The following is a 15,698-nucleotide window of genomic DNA, read 5'->3' on the forward strand; positions in this document are numbered from 1 at the left end:
CGGGGGATACACCTCCATTTCGGGCGCCCCTGGATTGCTCGTCTCCCGAAAAATATGCTGGCTCAGACAGTGCGGCGAACCGTGTCTCACTGCGTTGCCCGCCGGCGAAATCCCTCCCTGTCCTTCTCCAGCGAACGGAGCAGCTTCGTCCTTAAGCCTTCGTACCACGGCGGCGCATCCGGCACGCCATCGCTGTCCTCCAGAGCATGCAGAACACGTGCAAATCCGTACAAGCCGGAGAACCGCTCAAAATACGGAGCTAGCGCCAACTGCCCCTCTTCTAGCTCCTTAACGCTGCGATAGCCTTCCAAAAATGCTTCGGCGGCCGAGTCGGCTTCTTCCTGTCCGGAGTCGGCAATGTCCCTCAGCGTCGATACGACGTCCATGGCAAACCAGTGAACCATCGCATCGTCAAAATCGATGGCGGTGAATTCCCCCGTCGCTTCATCCAGGAAAACGTTATCCCGCTCGAAATCGTAATGAATATGGCCGTATTGCCCGGGTGTTTGAGGCAGCTTTTCCAAACGGTCGTTCAACCGGACCCACTCGGCGATCGCGTCCGTTTCATTCGGGTGCTGCCGCAATACGCTGCTTATGAAAGCCATCGCATCCTTCCAGCTGCCGCGTCCCGCTCCTTTCGGCTCGAACGTCATGGACGATCGGTGCAGCGACGCCAGCGACACCCCCCACCGTCCATAATCGGCCGCGGCCAGCTTGCAGCGGTCCAGCCTTATCCCTTTTGCTTCCTCGAACGCTACCGCATAGTAAATGCCGTGAGCCGTCGGAACCTGTTCGATCAGCTCGCCGCGGTTTGAGGCAACAGGCTTCACGGCAGCATAGCCGTCGTTCCGCAGGTGCTGCATAAATTCGAGCTCCGCCTCGATTTGACCGGCATCGTTATCTTCTTCATGGGAAAAACGTAAAAAATACGTCTCCCCCCGGTTTTTAATCCCATAAACAAAATTCGTGCTTGCCCGCCAAAACGCCAGCGTTCCGGAATCGTGCTCCCAGAGCCGAACGGCTTCCCTAGCTGCGGCGTCCGCTTCCAGACCGCGTACCATCCTCTTCAAATTCATCATCTTCTTTACCCCCTGCGGCCGGCAAAAGGATGGCAATTCGTCAAACGGCGTCTCCCCCTGCAGGCATAGTTAGTTGCAACTCGGTTCTCATCGATCCGCCACACCCCTTCCGTTCTTGTATTCTTTAAGAGCTTACCTCGGCATGCCGCTGAAATATATTGAAAGAATCTTTATACTTAAGTTTCCCGAGCAAGCAAGGACAACCGGCTTACGCGCCCTAACCGTTATATGATGCCGTACGTTTGCCGAGACGATGAACAATCAGCGGAAATATCCTTTCTGAACCGTCAAAAAGACGAGCCGACCGAAGTCATGCTCGCCTTTATTTACGATCGCCGATCCAGCGCTCATTCCGCTTCCGATAATCGCTTGCCGATCGGCGTCATTTGCCCATCCAGCGTATACGAATTTTTCTCGCGATGATAGTCGCGCATGCCGTCTTCGCCTTTATGTTCCGCCCATTTCTTAAGCGTCTCCCGTTCGCCCGTATACGAAAAGAACGGCACCGCATAGCCGCACGACGTTTGCACCATATGGATGTCGGCTACGATCAGCTGCCGCGCGCCGGGAAGCAGCTCGAAATGCAGGATGCGTTCCTCCCATTCGGGCGTACCCGGCAGGACGACGCGTCCCGTTCCGTACAGCCGCATAATCATCGGCGGACCCTCGAACGCGCAAAACATAAACGTCACGCGCCCGTTCTCCTCGACATGCGCGCTCGTTTCGTTGCCGCTGCCGGTCAAATCCAAGTAAGCGACCTCGGACGGCGAAAAAATACGAAGCACGTCATGACCTTTCGGCGAAAGATTGACATGGCCGTCCGCCTTCAGCGGCGCCGACCCGACGAAAAACATATGCTGCTTCTTGATAAAAGCCTCATGCTCCGGAAGTATTGCCGAAAACTGTTTCCCCATTGCCGCTCACCTCTATGAATGAAAATGATTCCTGATTCCATTATATAGGAACGGGCGGCATTTCACGACATTACCCTTTCGCCTGCTTAAGTATTCCCTTGAGCGCTTCGCGGCGGCTTAATGCAGCGAGCGGCTGTGCCTCCGCGAACGCGATGACCGCGGCGGGATCGGTTTTGGCGTATTCGCGCAGCGCCCAGCCGATCGCCTTCTGGATAAAAAATTCGCGCGAGCCGAAGCCGGTTTCGATGCACCGGAACAACAGCGGCACGTCCGTCTTCTTTTTGTACTTCAGCTGAAAAAGAATCGCCGTCCTCTGCAGCCACATGTTTCCTGACGACAGCCACTTGTCGATATAAGGGACGATCAGTTCGGGATAGGCCTCGAACAGGCTCCCTACTAGAATCGAGGCGATCGCATCGACCGTATCCCACCATGATTTATCGGTTACGAGCGTTTCCAGCAGACCGATATCCTGCTTGCGAAGCTTTTTCGCTTTTTTGGCGAGCAAATCGAGCGCCAAATAGTGGTACTCCCGCTCCGGAAGCTCCCAAAGCGCAATCACCGCGTCGCACAGTTCATCGCCCTCCGGCCACCCGCACTCGGCCGCATAACCGCGGATCAGCTCTTTCCGCTTCGGCGACGGGATGCCGAGAAATCGAAACTGATGCTTCATGTAAGCCTGCATCGGACCTGCCGCCTGCACATCGGCGTTCATTCGCATCACGTTTTGCAAACCTTCCGCATAGGCATTGATCATATATGCTTTCCCCTTTCGGTTATTTCTTGAGCCTTCACGGGCATCAGCCGGACAATCTCTCTGCCGTTTCACGATACGATGCCTATTGCTCCAAACGATCGATCACACTGTTGTTGCGGTACTCCGTCGGGGTCATCCCCAGCTGCTTTTTGAACGTGCGGATCAAATTCTGCTTCTGTCCGAAGCCGCACAGCTCGGCTATTTCGTTAATGCCGCGGTCGGTGCCGCGCAGCATGCCGCATGCGCTCTTGACGCGGACATCGGTCAGCAGCTCGTGAAACGACTGTCCCGTCTCTTCCTTAAACAGCTTCGATACGTAATTGCCGTTCATATAAACATGGTCGGCGATCGTCTGCAGCGTGAGCGGCTCGGCAAAATGACCGCGGACGTACTCGATGATTTTCCGGATCAGATCGGCGTTCTTGTTCTCCCGCTTGCTCTGAATATACGCGTGCGTCTTCTCCAGCACGTCGTCGAACCAGCCGCTCATCACTTGCAGCGAGTCGAGCTTGCCGAACTCGTTATAAATATTGTATCCGGGCGCGTAGACGTCCTCGATCTGGCCGTTGATTTCCAAAATGACGGTAACGAGGCTGTGCACGATTTGCGTCAGCACCATGTTTTTGTAAGGAAAGCTCAGTTCTTCTTCTCCCTGCAGCTCGGCGATCAGCCGGTTTTTGACCGCCTTGGCGTTTTCGAGAGAGCCCGCCTTCAGCTCCTGGATCAGCTTGTCCGATTGGCTCTTATAGGCGAGAAAGCTTTTGCGGCTGAACGGTCCTCCCATCATATCCGCATACGAAATGACGCTGCCCGGTCCGGCGACGCGCTCTAGGAGCAGCATTTCCATCGCTTCGCTGAACGATACGGAAATATCGGGCGCCCGGTCGTAAAAGCCGCCGACTCCGATCGTAGCCTGCAAGCCGAACTGTTCTTCAATCGCGTCGCGAATGTGCACGGCCGCTTCCTTCGCAAAACCGATCGCCGTATCGAGGCCGCCGTCGCCGATCCGCTCAGGCACGTTGAGCACGATTGCCGTGTCGAAGCGCTGAATGCGGCCGACGACGACCCCCTTGCCGAACCGGCTGACGATTTCTTCGCACAAGGTCATGATGCCGTAGCTGAGCAGATTTTCTTCACGTTCCATTTCCTCGTCCCGGCCGCGCGCGAACGTCTCCTGCGAATAGCCTTCCTCGGCCGTACCGTCCGCAACCGCCGCCGTTTCGCGAAAAGCGAGACCCTTGTGCCGCAGCACCAGGACGACGAAGCGCTCCGGATCGACGTTCAAGCCGTAATACTGCATCTGCCGCACGATATCGTGCGTGTCCTTCTGCTGGCCGATGAGCAGGCTGAGCAGAAAATGGTTTTTGAGCACCATTTCATTTTGCCGGAACCGTTCCTGGAATTCCTCGTTCTGCCCGACCAGAAAACGAAAAGAATCGGCGATGTAGCTGAATTCGTCCCGCTGCCCGGACGGCGGCGGAAGCTTGCCGAACTGCCCCTCCACAGCCCGAAGCATGCGGCGGATCGGCGTATAATGGCGGCCCGAAACGATAGAGACGAGAAGGAGCCCGACGGCGAGGCAAATGCCGGAAACGGTCAGCGTCATCTTGAGGACGACGCTCGATTTCTGGAATACCTCGCTGGCCGGATTCAGCGTCACGTAGCGCCAGCCGTTGAAATCGGACGTAATATACGAAACGAACGTGGAGACCCCGGCCATATCGACGATCATGTAGCCCGATTTGCTTTCGTCCATCCTGTGGTCCTCGGCCGGCTCAAAACGGTTGAACAGCATGCTTTTGTCCTTATAGGAAAGCACCTGTCCGTCCTTGTTCAGCACCGCCACATTGCCCAGCTTGCTGTTGTTGATGTTAACGACCGCATCGTACAGCAGATCCTCCTTGATGTTCAGAAGCAGCGCGCCAGACTTCGGGTATTCGTTGATCGGGACGCTCATCAAGAAGCTGATCAAATTCTCCTGCTTGCCGGTAACGCTGCCGACGGTTCTCGTATCGAGCCACCTATTCGGCGCCTTACTATCCAGGAACCCGCGAACCTCATCCTCAAAGCGGGAGCCGGCCAGCACATCGACGCCGCCGTTCGAAATGCTTTTGCCGTTCTTGACGTTGTACAAGTAAATGGAATGAATGTAGCTCGAGGATACCAGCTTGTCCCCGAACAAGACATTGACATTCTGCATAAAATCGTAGCTTTCCCTCTGATCCCATGGCAGCCAGACCGCCCGCTGCACATCCTTATTGATCGCAAGGGACAATGCCATTTGCTCGGTTTCGCGCAGAAAAAGCTCGATCATGTTTTTGGTTTGCCCGAGCAGCTCGGTGTTCGCTTGGAACACTTCCTCCTTCAGCGTCTGGTTGACGTAACGGTAAACGAGGGTACCGGTTGAAAGCGTTATCAAAATAACGGCGGCCGTCAGCTGCAGCAGCAGTTTCATAAAGGCTGTTCTTCTCACGATTGTTCATCCCTCTTGTGTATAAGGTAAGCTTCGCCGCTCTATTATACCACGGTTCGCCGTCATGGGCGGCCCGGAATGATTTAACGGCTTCTTGCGCGAAACTCGGTCGGGGACATGCCGTTCGTTTGCTTGAACGTTTTACTGAAATGGTATTCGTCCGGATACCCGCAGGATGACGCGATTTCCTTCATCGGAGCATTCGTATGCTGCAAATACCGGCAGGCATGCTCGTTGCGGATGCGGCTCAAATAGCCCTTCGGCGTGATGCCCAGCCTCTCGCCGAACAGCTTACGGATATACGAGCCGGAAATGCCGTGCCGGCGCGCCAGCTGATGCAGTTTGATGTCCTCGTTGTAGTGCCGCTCCAGGTATGTTTTTACGGCGTCGAAGGCAGCCGGCGGGGCACCGTTCTCTTGCCCGTTTCCGGCATAGAGAAGCAGCGCGTCGAGCAGCTCGAGCATGTTACGCTGCACGGCTAAACCGCCGCTGTCGGGACCGGGCACCCATTCCTTCACGACGGTCCGGAACATGGCCGACAATCGCTTGTCTTCATCGATGGAGCATCTGCGCAAAAAAGGCAAAGCAAGCTCCTCCGTCCGTCCCGGCATTTCCCAGCCCTCGGCTTCCCGCCGGACGGCCAGCAGATCGGTGACGATCATCGTCATTTGCAGCGGCCTTTCGGCATCCGTGAACATTTCCATCTCCAGACCCGGCTTCAAATAAACGGCCGTTCCTCCTTCCACCTCGAAGACGCCGGCTTGCGTTACAAAGGTGCCTCTTCCCTCGTGGATGTAGTAGAAGCTGTGCGCCCGAACGTTGCGCCTGCAATCCGTCCAGCCCGGGAACGTCGGCTTGGCGGCCGCCCAAAGCAAATGAAAAACCGCATAGCCGGGCCGGCCGGACTTATCGAACGCTGTAGTCATTTTTAACAACCCGCCTTTTCCTTTCAGCTAGAAACGTTAAGAGTAGTATACCAAACGGTGGAGCGTTTTTGACAAATCGCGGTGCTGTTTTTGCCATTCCTGATATCGCATGGGGAGTGGTACACTTCGGGTATCGGAAGCGGGAGCACCGGAAAGCATGCTGCTAGACAAAGGCGATGCGTCACCGCAGTTGATCAAGCTATCCCTTTTTGCTTGATTCCCGGCAGCCGCTTACCCACTAACTGAGATTGCTGATCGGCTGAGGTGACCGACTGGCTTCGGCAGCCTATCGACTGCGAGGGCCCGCTAACTGCGGCGGTTCACCAACTGCGGTAACCCTCAAACGAAGGCGGCTGATCGGTTGCGAGGTCCCGCTAACTTGCGGCGGTTCACCAACTGCGGTAACCCACTAACGAAGGCGGCTGATCGACTGCCGATGGCCCGCTAACTGCGGCAGTTCACCAACTGCGGTAACCCTCAAACGAAGGCGGCTGATCGACTGGTACCGACCTTTGCAATAGCGGACTTTGGAGGCGTTATCGGCTGCCTAATACCAAAATGGCGAGCATTAGCGGATTTCGGAGTGCTTATTCCGGCGAATTCCATCATTAACGAGCTGTGGAGGCTGGGATAGCGCCTTCAAAAACCGTTAAAATACTTTCCCATACTGTACTCAGGAAAGTAAAGACTCGAAAATCCGTTATTTTGGGAATCTTCGATGCCTGCCTCGGCTGAGGTTTGCATAATGCAGTCACAGAAAAATTAAAGTCGGGACGGTGACCTTGATGATATCCAAAGAAAACCGCGAGCAAGCTTGGCTGAACGACCGGATCGACCATATGCCATGGCTGGCCATGACCGAGGCGCAAAAAGCGGAGCAAGCGGAATGGCAGTCTTTCCTCGCTTCCAAGAGCGACGCCGTCTTCGGCACGGGCTGTTTCGTTTCGCCGAATGCGCATGTTTATGCCGACCGGCTGCGGATGGGCGACCGCAGCTACATTGCGGCGAACGCTACGGTGCGGGGCCCCCGCATCGAGATGGGCGCCGATTGCACGCTGAATCCGTTCGCCGCGCTGGCCGGCCTGGTTACGCTCGGCGACGGCGTGCGTATCGGCACGCACGTCAGCATATTCGGCTTCAATCACGGCTACGCCGAGATCGAAAGGCCGATCTTCCGGCAGCCGTGCACGCATGTCGGCATTCGCATCGGCGACGACGTATGGATCGGTGCGAATGCGGTCATCGTCGACGGCGTAACCGTCGGCGCGCACAGCATCATCGCCGGAGGCGCGGTCGTCACGAAGGACGTGCCGCCCTACAGCATCGTCGGCGGCAATCCGGCGCGGCTTCTCCGCAGCCGGCTGGACGGCGTGGCGGCGAGCGAGGAGCGCAGCGGGCAGAGCGTGGCGGCGGCGAGTGAGGAGCTCGGTGGGCGGAGCTCGGCGGCGGCGGCGGGCGAGGAGCGCAGCGGGCAGAGCGTGGCGGCAGCGGCAAGCGAGAAGCTCGGCGGGCGGTGCGCGGCGGCGGCGGCAGGCGAGGCGGGCGCAGCCGCTCAGGCGAGCGCAGGCCGCGATGCGGCGGTGCGGGCGAGCGCCGACACGGCCTCAAGCGAGCGAGCGGCGCTCGCCGAGCGGCTGCGCGAGTTCGGCGCGGAGGACGCTGCGCAGCTGCCGGCGCTTCTGGCGCGCTGCCTCGCGGACGAAGGCGGCGAGCTGCATTACCGCAACCGCCCGGACTCCGAACGTACCGTTCGGGCATGGTGCGATGCGGTCGAGCTCGCCGCGATGTTCGGCCAGCTGCCGCCGGGCTTCAGCCGCGAAGAGCTCGTCGCGCGGCTGCAGGGCTTCCAGGATCCGGCCACCGGACTGCTGCCGGATCCCTGGAAGCTGCCGGATGAGCGGACGAACGATCCGGCGCGAATGTCGGACCACCTGTCACGTTATCATATATTGGCGGTCGGCTATGCGCTTGAGACGCTTGGCGCAGCGTTCCTCCATCCGATTCGGGTTATCGAGGAGATGCCGGCGGAGGCGCTGTACCGTCAGCTGGAGCAGCTGCCATGGGAAACGAATGCCTGGGGCTGCGGCGACTGGATCGACGCCTACGCGACAGGCCTGTACTTCAACCGCAAGCAGTTCGGGTCGCAGCAGGCGCCTGACGCCTTGTTCGGATGGCTGCTCCTGCATGCCGACCGGTATACCGGCCTTTGGGGCAAGCCGACTGCGAAGGAGCAGTGGCTGCAGCCTGTCAACGGCTTCTATCGTCTGACGCGCGCCACCTACGCGCAATTCGGCGTCCCGCTGCCTTATCCGCAAATGACAATCGATACGGTGCTAGCGCACACCCGCAACGCCGCCTTCTTCCGGCCGGATCTGGGCAACGCCTGCAATGTGCTCGACGTCATCCACCCTCTGTGGCTCTGCCTAAAGCAGACCGACTACCGCCGGCCTGAAATCGAGCAATGGGCGGCTGGCCAGATTGACCGCATATTGTCGCGCTGGGTTCCCGGGGAAGGCTTCAGCTTCCCGCTCGAGCATACGGAAGCGCCGGGGCTGCAGGGCAGCGAAATGTGGCTGTCCATCCTGTATCTGCTTGCGGATGTATGCGGGCTTAGCGGCAGCCTCGGCTACAAACCTCGCGGCGTTCACCGCATAGAGGTTCCGATGCCGCTGATCGGTTAAGCAAGTAAGAAAGGCAGCCTCCGCGAACGATTGCTCGTTAGCGGGGGCTGCCTCTTCTCTTTCTTGCAGAAATCGATCGGCTAGCCGGAGGGAATTCCGGACGATCGCCCTTTACTTCGGTGCGCGCAGCAAGCGCATCCCGTTCGCGATGACGAGCAGCGAGCTTCCGGTGTCGGCCAGCACGGCCAGCCATAGCGACGAATGCCCCAAGGCGATCAGCGCCAGGAAAACGGCCTTGACGAGCAGCGAGAAGGCGATGTTCTGCTTGATCACGCGCAGCGCCTTCCTGCTCATGCTTACGGCTTCGGGGAGCTTGCCGAGATCGTCGCCCATAAGCGCCACATCCGCCGTCTCGAGGGCCGTGTCCGTCCCGGCCGCGCCCATGGCGATGCCGACGGTTGCCGAAGCGAGAGCCGGCGTATCGTTGACCCCGTCGCCGACCATCGCCACTCCGTTATGCCGCTCCAGCAGCTCGCGGATCGCCGTCACTTTATCCTGCGGCAGCAGCTCCGCCCGGTAGTCGATGCCGCCGAGCTGCCCGGCCACATTGCGCGCCGTACCCGCATTATCGCCGGTCAGCATGACGATGCGTCCGATGCCCGCTTCACGCAGCCGGCCGATCGTCTCCGCGCTGTTCGCCCGCACCGTGTCGGCAACGGCCAGCAGCGCTTCCGCTCGTTCTTCCGACGCCAGCAGCATGACGGTTTGACCGGCATCCTGAAGCGCCGCGATCCGTTCGGCCTCATAGTCCGGCGAAAGTCCGAGCTCCTGCCGGACCCAGCGCGGATTGCCGATCCGATACGTCCTTCCGCCGACGAGCGCGACCGCCCCGTCTCCCGGCACGGCGCGGAATTCGCCGCTCCCCGGCACATTCAGCCCCTCCTCCAGCGCTTTTCGCACGATCGCCTTCGCCAGCGGATGCTCCGAGTACCGCTCTACCGCTGCCGCCAGCGCCAGGAGCTCTCCTTCCGCTTGATCGTGCAAGGGATAGATGCCCGTTACCTGCGGTTTGCCCTCCGTTAGCGTTCCGGTCTTATCGAAGGCAATGGCGGAAATCGCGCCAAGCCGTTCCAAATGCGCTCCGCCTTTGATCAGAATGCCGGTTCTAGCCGCCCGGCCGATCGCCGATACGATCGTAACCGGGGTGGAAATGACGAGCGCGCAAGGACAGGATACGACCAGCATCATGAGCGCTTTGTAAAACCAATCCTGGAACGATCCGCCGAGCAGCAGAGGAGGAATGATTGCGATGACCGCCGCGATGGCGATGACCGCCGGCGTGTATATTTTGGCGAATCGGTCTACGAACCGCTGCGACGGCGCCTTTTGCGCCTGCGCCTCCTCCACCATGTGCACGATACGAGCCAGCGTGTTGTCGTTCGCAAGCTTCGTCACTTCCACCTCAAGCGCGCCGTATTCGTTGATCGTTCCCGCGAAAACGGCGTCACCCGCGCCTTTCTCGACGGGCAGCGATTCTCCCGTGATCGGCGCTTCGTTTACCGCGGAACGCCCGCTGACGACCGTACCGTCCATGGCCAGCTTCTCGCCAGGCTTAACGATCATGACGTCGCCTACGACGATGTCGTCGACGGACATGCTCGACTCCCGTTCGCCCCTGCGTATGCGGGCTTCATTCGGCGCAAGCTCCATGAGGCCGCGAATCGACCGGCGCGTCCGGTCCATCGTGAGCGCCTCCAGCGTCTCGCCGAGCGAGAACAAGGCGACGACCGCAGCGCCCTCCGCCCATTCGCCGATCGCGGCCGCTCCTATCGCGGCAATCGTCATCAGCAGATCCATGCCGATCGTGCCCGACTTCAGCCCGTATAGACCGCTCTTCGCGATCCGGTAACCGCCGGCGACGATTGCCGCCGCATACAGGATGTTCGGCAATGCATCCGGACCCGCTCCGGTCAGCGCCAGCAGCCAGCCCGCCGCAAACAGCGCTCCTGCAATCGCGGTTCCGGCCGCTTTCCGGTTTTTGCGCCAGAACGACGCTTCGCGATCCGCAGCGGGAACGTTTCTGCCCTTTTGCTCATACGCTGCGTAACCGGCCTGCTTCACCGTTTGGACGATCGCCTCGGCCGCTTTGCCGCCGTGCTCCACCGTCATTTTGGCGGCGCCGAAATTGACGGTTACCCGCGCAACGCCGCCCAGCGCGCCGACGCGCTTCTCCAGCCCGCGTGCGCAATCGGCGCAATCCATGCCGTCGATGCGGAACACGCTGACGGTACCTTCAGCTCCGCCGGCCCCCGCCAAGCCGGGCAGGGCTATGCCGTTCTCCGCCGCACATGCAACGTCGTCAGATGCCGCATGTCTGCCAGCGTCATGATCGCAGCATCCGCAAGCGGGCTTTTCCTTATGATGACTCCGTTCTTCCCCTGCGTCATGAACATGCGGATGACTATGCGGCCCGCAGCAGGAGTCCTGCGCCGAAACGAGGCGATTTTCGCGCTCCCCATTATGACTATAGGCATGAGTATGGCTATGATCGGCATGGTTATGGTTATGATCATCACTGCTGTTGCCATGGCTGTGACCGTGATCGTGGCTATGATTACATGTCGAGCCGTGACTATGTTCGCGTTGGCCGGCGTCGTGCTCTTCGCTGCAGCCATGAGCATGGCTATGCTCGTGATCATGACCGCAAGTCGAGCCGCGGTTAGGCCCGCCTTCTTTTGCATGACTAGGAGTATGCTTGTGCTTGGCGGCGGAATCGCTGCCTTGAGAAGGTTTAGAAGCCATTTTGAGCCGCTCCTTATATATGATTATATATTCATACGTTTGCTCCATCATATGCCTCATACGCAAATTTTGTCAATCATACATGAACAAATATTCATGTATTTATTTCCCCGATACATGCCAAAAAGCGGCACGCCGCAGCGTACCGCTTACCCTTTCATCGCCTTCCATCCTAAACGTTCCCACCGGCAACCATCTTTATTCATGCTTTAAATGCTGGAGCGTCTGCACGAAGATTTGTTCGATATGGCCGTCATCGAGCGAATAGTATACCGTCTTCCCTGCTTTCCGCCGTTTGACGATACGCAAATTGCGCAAATACCGAAGCTGGTGCGATACCGCCGATTGCCCCATCTCCAGCACGACGGACAGATCATGCACGCACAGCTCCTTTTGCAGCAGCGCATAAATGATCTTGACGCGGGTCGGGTCGCCGAGCGCCTTGAACAGTTCCGCCAAGCCGCCGGCCGTGTCGTCGGCGATCATTTTGCCTCTGACCTCGACCGCGTCCGCCGAGCCTCCGCACGAATCGTCGCATTGATCCTGCACCGTTTTATCCAAGCTTACACCGCCTCTACTACAACCATTGTCCCCATTATATAGAATAACGGCGAGCGCCGTCCACTCGCCTCCGCCCCGGCTACCCAATAGAAAGAAGTTCAACTACAATATTAGCAAGTCTTGCAGCCTCAGGCGGAATGCTCGGCAGAACGTCCAGGCGCCGCTCCTATGTAGATGGCACGCTTGACGAGAACCGTTTTTTCGTGCGGAGGTGGAGGATGAAGTCACTTCTGCCAAGCCGCAATATGGCGGTAAGGCTGGCTTACTGCTGCAGTCCGATATTTTCCAGCTGGGTTACCAACATGTACCGGCAAACGGACATGTTACCCGTCCTGAAGGAAGCTTACGGCGATCCGATGTACGATGAGCCCCAGCCTTTTTACGCGGGCCAGCAGACGCGCCGGTTTTTCGTGGAGATCGCCGAGAAGACGCCCGCCGTCTTCTTCTCCGACGACTTTCGGGCGCTGCGGGGAATCGCCGGACTGGAAATATACAAGGCGGTGAAGGGGGTCATTTCGCCGGAAGCCGCATTGCAGCAGATGGAAACGAAGATGAACGAGTACCGGAAGAAAAAATAACACTATATCCCGAAAAAACGAAAAGACTGCCCGGCAGGCTGTTACACCTGGGGCAGTCTTTTTGCTTGGGCCGGTTAAACGACCCAATATGAAGATAATAAGGGATTTCGGAGGCGTTATGACGAAACGTGCATCGAACGAAAGAAGCTTAACGGATTTTGAGGGCGTTATTCCGGTGGTCCCAGCCCATGAACGAGGGATTTGACCCCGATAAGACCCTCAAAGTCCGCTAAGTGCTCTTTCGTCCGCCAAACCGATCTTATAACGCCTCGAAAACCCGTTATTTCTGCATAATCAGACGCGAGATTCACTTTGAACCGTACATACCGCCAGCCATCTATGCCGACTGACTTGTATCGTCTAAATACAGCCAGACTAACCGAGTCTCCCGTCTAGTACAAAGACAAAGAGATCTTGCCGATCAGCCGGGTTCCGCCTTCGAACTTCTCATAGACGGCGAGTTTCGGACCGTTGATTAGCGCAGACAGATCGGGAATCGCATTAAGCGCCACGGACATTTTGTTCGTCTGGCCGCTTTCCAGCGCCGCCAACGTGCCCGTGCCGGTCGTCTGCGGTTTCTCCAGCGCATACTCCCATGTTTTGACGGCCGTATTGTTGTTGTCCTGCAGCACGAGCTGAATCGAACGGTTCTTGGTTGCGCCGTTGATCCCGCTCTGCCCTTCCTGCGTGTAGTCGAAGGACAGCTCGTATGTAGCGTTGGCGTTCAACAGCAGCTTCGCGTTCTGCAGCGTAATCGCGTACGGATAGAGCGACGCCTTGCTGATTTGTCCGCCGGCCGTACCCGTTTCCGGAGAAACGGCGAACGCATAGCTTTGCGGGTTCGTGAACGTATCGGCGTCGATTTTGGAGCCGAACACCATGTTCCAGCCATCCGTGCTTACGCCGGCAGGAAGCGTCGTCCACAAAGTCGTCAGCTCTTGGCCTTCCTTGGCGAGCTTGGTTGTATCTTCCGTAGCCTTAAGCGTCCAAACGTTGCCGTTGGCATCGGCCGCATAGCCTGCATAAGGAACGACGGAGCCGTTGCGGGTCGCTTTGTTCGTTTGCAAAATGCGGACCGCCATCATTTTTTGCGTGCCGACGTCGTAAATTTTGCTTTCCACAACCTTGCCTGTCGACAGCTGGCCGGCCTTGTTGATCATCCATTCGCCGCTTAAGCTTGCCTCCGCCGGCCCGGACAGCTTAGCGCTGAACGGAAGCTCGATCCACTCCGTCTTCGCCGCCGGAGTCGTTTTGGTATCGTTCGCGCCGAGGTAGACAGAGCCGCCGGAGGACAGCGCAGTATCGTAAGGAATTTTCGTATACACGTAAACCGTCGTAGCCTGCCCCGGATTCAGCAGGGGCGAGCTTTGCAGATAAATCGCTTTGCCGGACGCATCGTAAGAACCGATATGCAGACCGCCGTACAAGGCGTTTGCCGCAGGCAAGGTAACCACTTTGCTGTCGTTGTTCCGCACCTCGATCTCGCTCATGACGACGTCGTCTCCCGTTTCGGTCAACAGCCGGTAGGTCGAGTTCACTTTAAAAGCAAGCCGCCCTACGGATGTGTACACACCGTCGGACGATGAGCCGGAGGAGCCGGTTCCGGATGGAACCTCGGTTACGTTGACCGGCAGCGAGGCCGTGGCCGACGCCTTCTCCCATACGACGAACTGGATGCTCGATGCGTCTACGCCTTTAGGCAGCGTACCGGTAAACGAGTAGGTCGTGCTTTCCCCGCCGGCCAAATACGCCGGATGCGATCCGGCCGCGTTGTCGGCGGCGGCTGCGGACAGAGTGCTTTGGGATATCTGGTAGCCCGCGCTTATGCTCGGCACCGGGAGTACGCCGGCCGTTTCGTTCTTCAGCGTGAAGATGCCCGTCACCTGCGTGCCTTCCGACATCGGAACGACCGTAAACCGCTCCGTCACCATCGACAACGCGCTGCCGCCGACGCTCGGGTAAGCGATCGTGTCGCCCGCCTTCGTTTGCTTCATGGAGCCGGACAAATTCATCGTCCCGAGCACTTCCGCATCCGTATCGGCGGATGCCGCCGTCGAGGCAGACGAGGATCCGCCGGCAGCGCCCGTTCCGCTGCTGCCGGTCTGGGAAGAACCGTTCCCACCGGTGCCCGAGGCCGCTGTGCCGGCCTTCTTGATCAGCTCCAGCAAAAGCGGCTCGTTCGCCGTTCCGTCCCCGAGCGGGAGCTGCAGCACGAGCATGCTGCGCTGGTGCGGCAGCAGCGTTTTGTCCGCGCCCGTCACCGACGACAAAGCATACGTCAGCCCCTCCGTATCCTTCATGTCGAACGACAGCTCGCTCGGCAGCTTGAGGCTGCTGGAGCTGAGATTTTCCGCGATCACGTTCGCGTACAAATACCAGCTCCCGTTAACAAACGCCTTATACCCGTTCGCCAGCTCGAAGGAAACGATCGCGTCGTCAGGCTGCGATGCGTTCACATCCTGCAAATTTACGACGATCTGCCCTTTTTGCGACTGATCGACCGGGACGGCCGCCACAGACAGCATGCCTAGATCGCGCATGTAGGAAGCTTGGCTGGAATCCCATGCGAAAATGTCGACCTTCAGCTGATCCGGCGCGATGTTCTTCGGTATGGAAGCGATATATTTGTATTTGGAGGAGCTTCCCGCCGAAACGCGCGCTTGCGACCGCTCGGTCAGCTGCGCGGAGTAGCTGTTTCCGTTCGTATCGACGAGACGCACGCCGTAGCCGTTATAATCGAACGTCGACTGCGAGCCGTTGACCAGCTCGATGCCGAACCGTACGGTTTGATCGTCGGCGCCCGGCGACAACGCCACGTTGTCCAGCGTAAAATAAATGTCGCTCGACACGAACACGCCTTCCTTCCCGGCAAATACCGCCGGCGTGGCAAGCGGAGCCGCGGTGGAAGCGAGCAGCGTCATGGCAACGGATAGTCGAATGAATAAAGTTCGTCTTTTTACCACTGATGTATCCTCCTCAAACTTTTC

10 protein-coding genes are annotated in these 15,698 nt (G+C 58.5%); 2 read left to right on the plus strand and 8 right to left on the minus strand.

The genetic code is table 11. The features are described from left to right. Positions 1 to 86: 86 nt before the first annotated feature. The 5 genes from ACKGJP_RS34095 to ACKGJP_RS34115 form a co-directional block, all read right to left on the minus strand. Positions 87 to 1,079 carry a phosphotransferase enzyme family protein gene (locus tag ACKGJP_RS34095; RefSeq protein ID WP_409343170.1) on the minus strand — a complete coding sequence of 331 codons (993 nt, stop codon included), beginning with the start codon at positions 1,077 to 1,079 and terminating at the stop codon, positions 87 to 89. Positions 1,080 to 1,426: 347 nt separating this feature from the next. Continuing rightward, positions 1,427 to 1,993: a pyridoxamine 5'-phosphate oxidase family protein gene (locus ACKGJP_RS34100; RefSeq protein ID WP_409343171.1), complete on the minus strand. Its 567-nt coding sequence runs from the start codon at positions 1,991 to 1,993 to the stop codon at positions 1,427 to 1,429. A 70-nt stretch (positions 1,994 to 2,063) separates the two neighbouring features. Continuing rightward, on the minus strand, positions 2,064 to 2,750 hold the full coding sequence (locus tag ACKGJP_RS34105) for a DNA alkylation repair protein (protein ID WP_409343172.1): 687 nt from the start codon (positions 2,748 to 2,750) through the stop codon (positions 2,064 to 2,066). A gap of 82 nt (positions 2,751 to 2,832) precedes the next feature. Further along, positions 2,833 to 5,223 carry a helix-turn-helix domain-containing protein gene (locus tag ACKGJP_RS34110; RefSeq protein ID WP_409343173.1) on the minus strand — a complete coding sequence of 797 codons (2,391 nt, stop codon included), beginning with the start codon at positions 5,221 to 5,223 and terminating at the stop codon, positions 2,833 to 2,835. 83 nt (positions 5,224 to 5,306) lie between these two features. Beyond that, a complete protein-coding gene (locus tag ACKGJP_RS34115) occupies positions 5,307 to 6,149 on the minus strand; it encodes an AraC family transcriptional regulator (protein WP_409343174.1) in 843 nt (280 codons plus the stop codon). A 785-nt stretch (positions 6,150 to 6,934) separates the two neighbouring features. Here ACKGJP_RS34115 and ACKGJP_RS34120 point away from each other — a divergent pair. Continuing rightward, positions 6,935 to 8,830 (plus strand): DapH/DapD/GlmU-related protein, encoded by a 1,896-nt coding sequence (locus ACKGJP_RS34120; protein WP_409343175.1) that lies wholly within the window; start codon positions 6,935 to 6,937, stop codon positions 8,828 to 8,830. 111 nt (positions 8,831 to 8,941) lie between these two features. Here ACKGJP_RS34120 and ACKGJP_RS34125 read toward each other — a convergent pair whose 3' ends face one another. Both ACKGJP_RS34125 and ACKGJP_RS34130 read right to left on the minus strand, forming a co-directional pair. Next, on the minus strand, positions 8,942 to 11,572 hold the full coding sequence (locus ACKGJP_RS34125; RefSeq protein WP_409343176.1) for a heavy metal translocating P-type ATPase: 2,631 nt from the start codon (positions 11,570 to 11,572) through the stop codon (positions 8,942 to 8,944). Between the two features lie 198 nt (positions 11,573 to 11,770). After that, on the minus strand, positions 11,771 to 12,133 hold the full coding sequence (locus ACKGJP_RS34130) for an ArsR/SmtB family transcription factor (protein WP_409343177.1): 363 nt from the start codon (positions 12,131 to 12,133) through the stop codon (positions 11,771 to 11,773). Positions 12,134 to 12,351: 218 nt separating this feature from the next. Between ACKGJP_RS34130 and ACKGJP_RS34135 the strand changes: the two genes are divergently transcribed. Then, entirely contained in the window at positions 12,352 to 12,711 is a 360-nt protein-coding gene (locus tag ACKGJP_RS34135; RefSeq protein ID WP_409343178.1) for a hypothetical protein, read from the plus strand. 392 nt (positions 12,712 to 13,103) lie between these two features. On the opposite strand, the gene ACKGJP_RS34140 is transcribed toward ACKGJP_RS34135, so the two are convergent. Next, a complete protein-coding gene (locus tag ACKGJP_RS34140) occupies positions 13,104 to 15,674 on the minus strand; it encodes a hypothetical protein (protein ID WP_409343179.1) in 2,571 nt (856 codons plus the stop codon). Positions 15,675 to 15,698: the final 24 nt, after the last annotated feature.

This window comes from Paenibacillus litoralis, assembly GCF_046244365.1.
Lineage (GTDB): Bacteria > Bacillota > Bacilli > Paenibacillales > NBRC-103111 > Paenibacillus_V.

What these genes read in the sequence shown, in the direction of transcription:
- ACKGJP_RS34095 (WP_409343170.1), bottom strand. Translation starts at nt 1,079, where the DNA reads ATGATGAATTTGAAGAGGATGGTACGCGGTCTGGAAGCGGACGCCGCA.
- ACKGJP_RS34100 (WP_409343171.1), bottom strand. Translation starts at nt 1,993, where the DNA reads ATGGGGAAACAGTTTTCGGCAATACTTCCGGAGCATGAGGCTTTTATC.
- ACKGJP_RS34105 (WP_409343172.1), bottom strand. Translation starts at nt 2,750, where the DNA reads ATGATCAATGCCTATGCGGAAGGTTTGCAAAACGTGATGCGAATGAAC.
- ACKGJP_RS34115 (WP_409343174.1), bottom strand. Translation starts at nt 6,149, where the DNA reads ATGACTACAGCGTTCGATAAGTCCGGCCGGCCCGGCTATGCGGTTTTT.
- ACKGJP_RS34120 (WP_409343175.1), top strand. Translation starts at nt 6,935, where the DNA reads ATGATATCCAAAGAAAACCGCGAGCAAGCTTGGCTGAACGACCGGATC.
- ACKGJP_RS34125 (WP_409343176.1), bottom strand. Translation starts at nt 11,572, where the DNA reads ATGGCTTCTAAACCTTCTCAAGGCAGCGATTCCGCCGCCAAGCACAAG.
- ACKGJP_RS34135 (WP_409343178.1), top strand. Translation starts at nt 12,352, where the DNA reads ATGAAGTCACTTCTGCCAAGCCGCAATATGGCGGTAAGGCTGGCTTAC.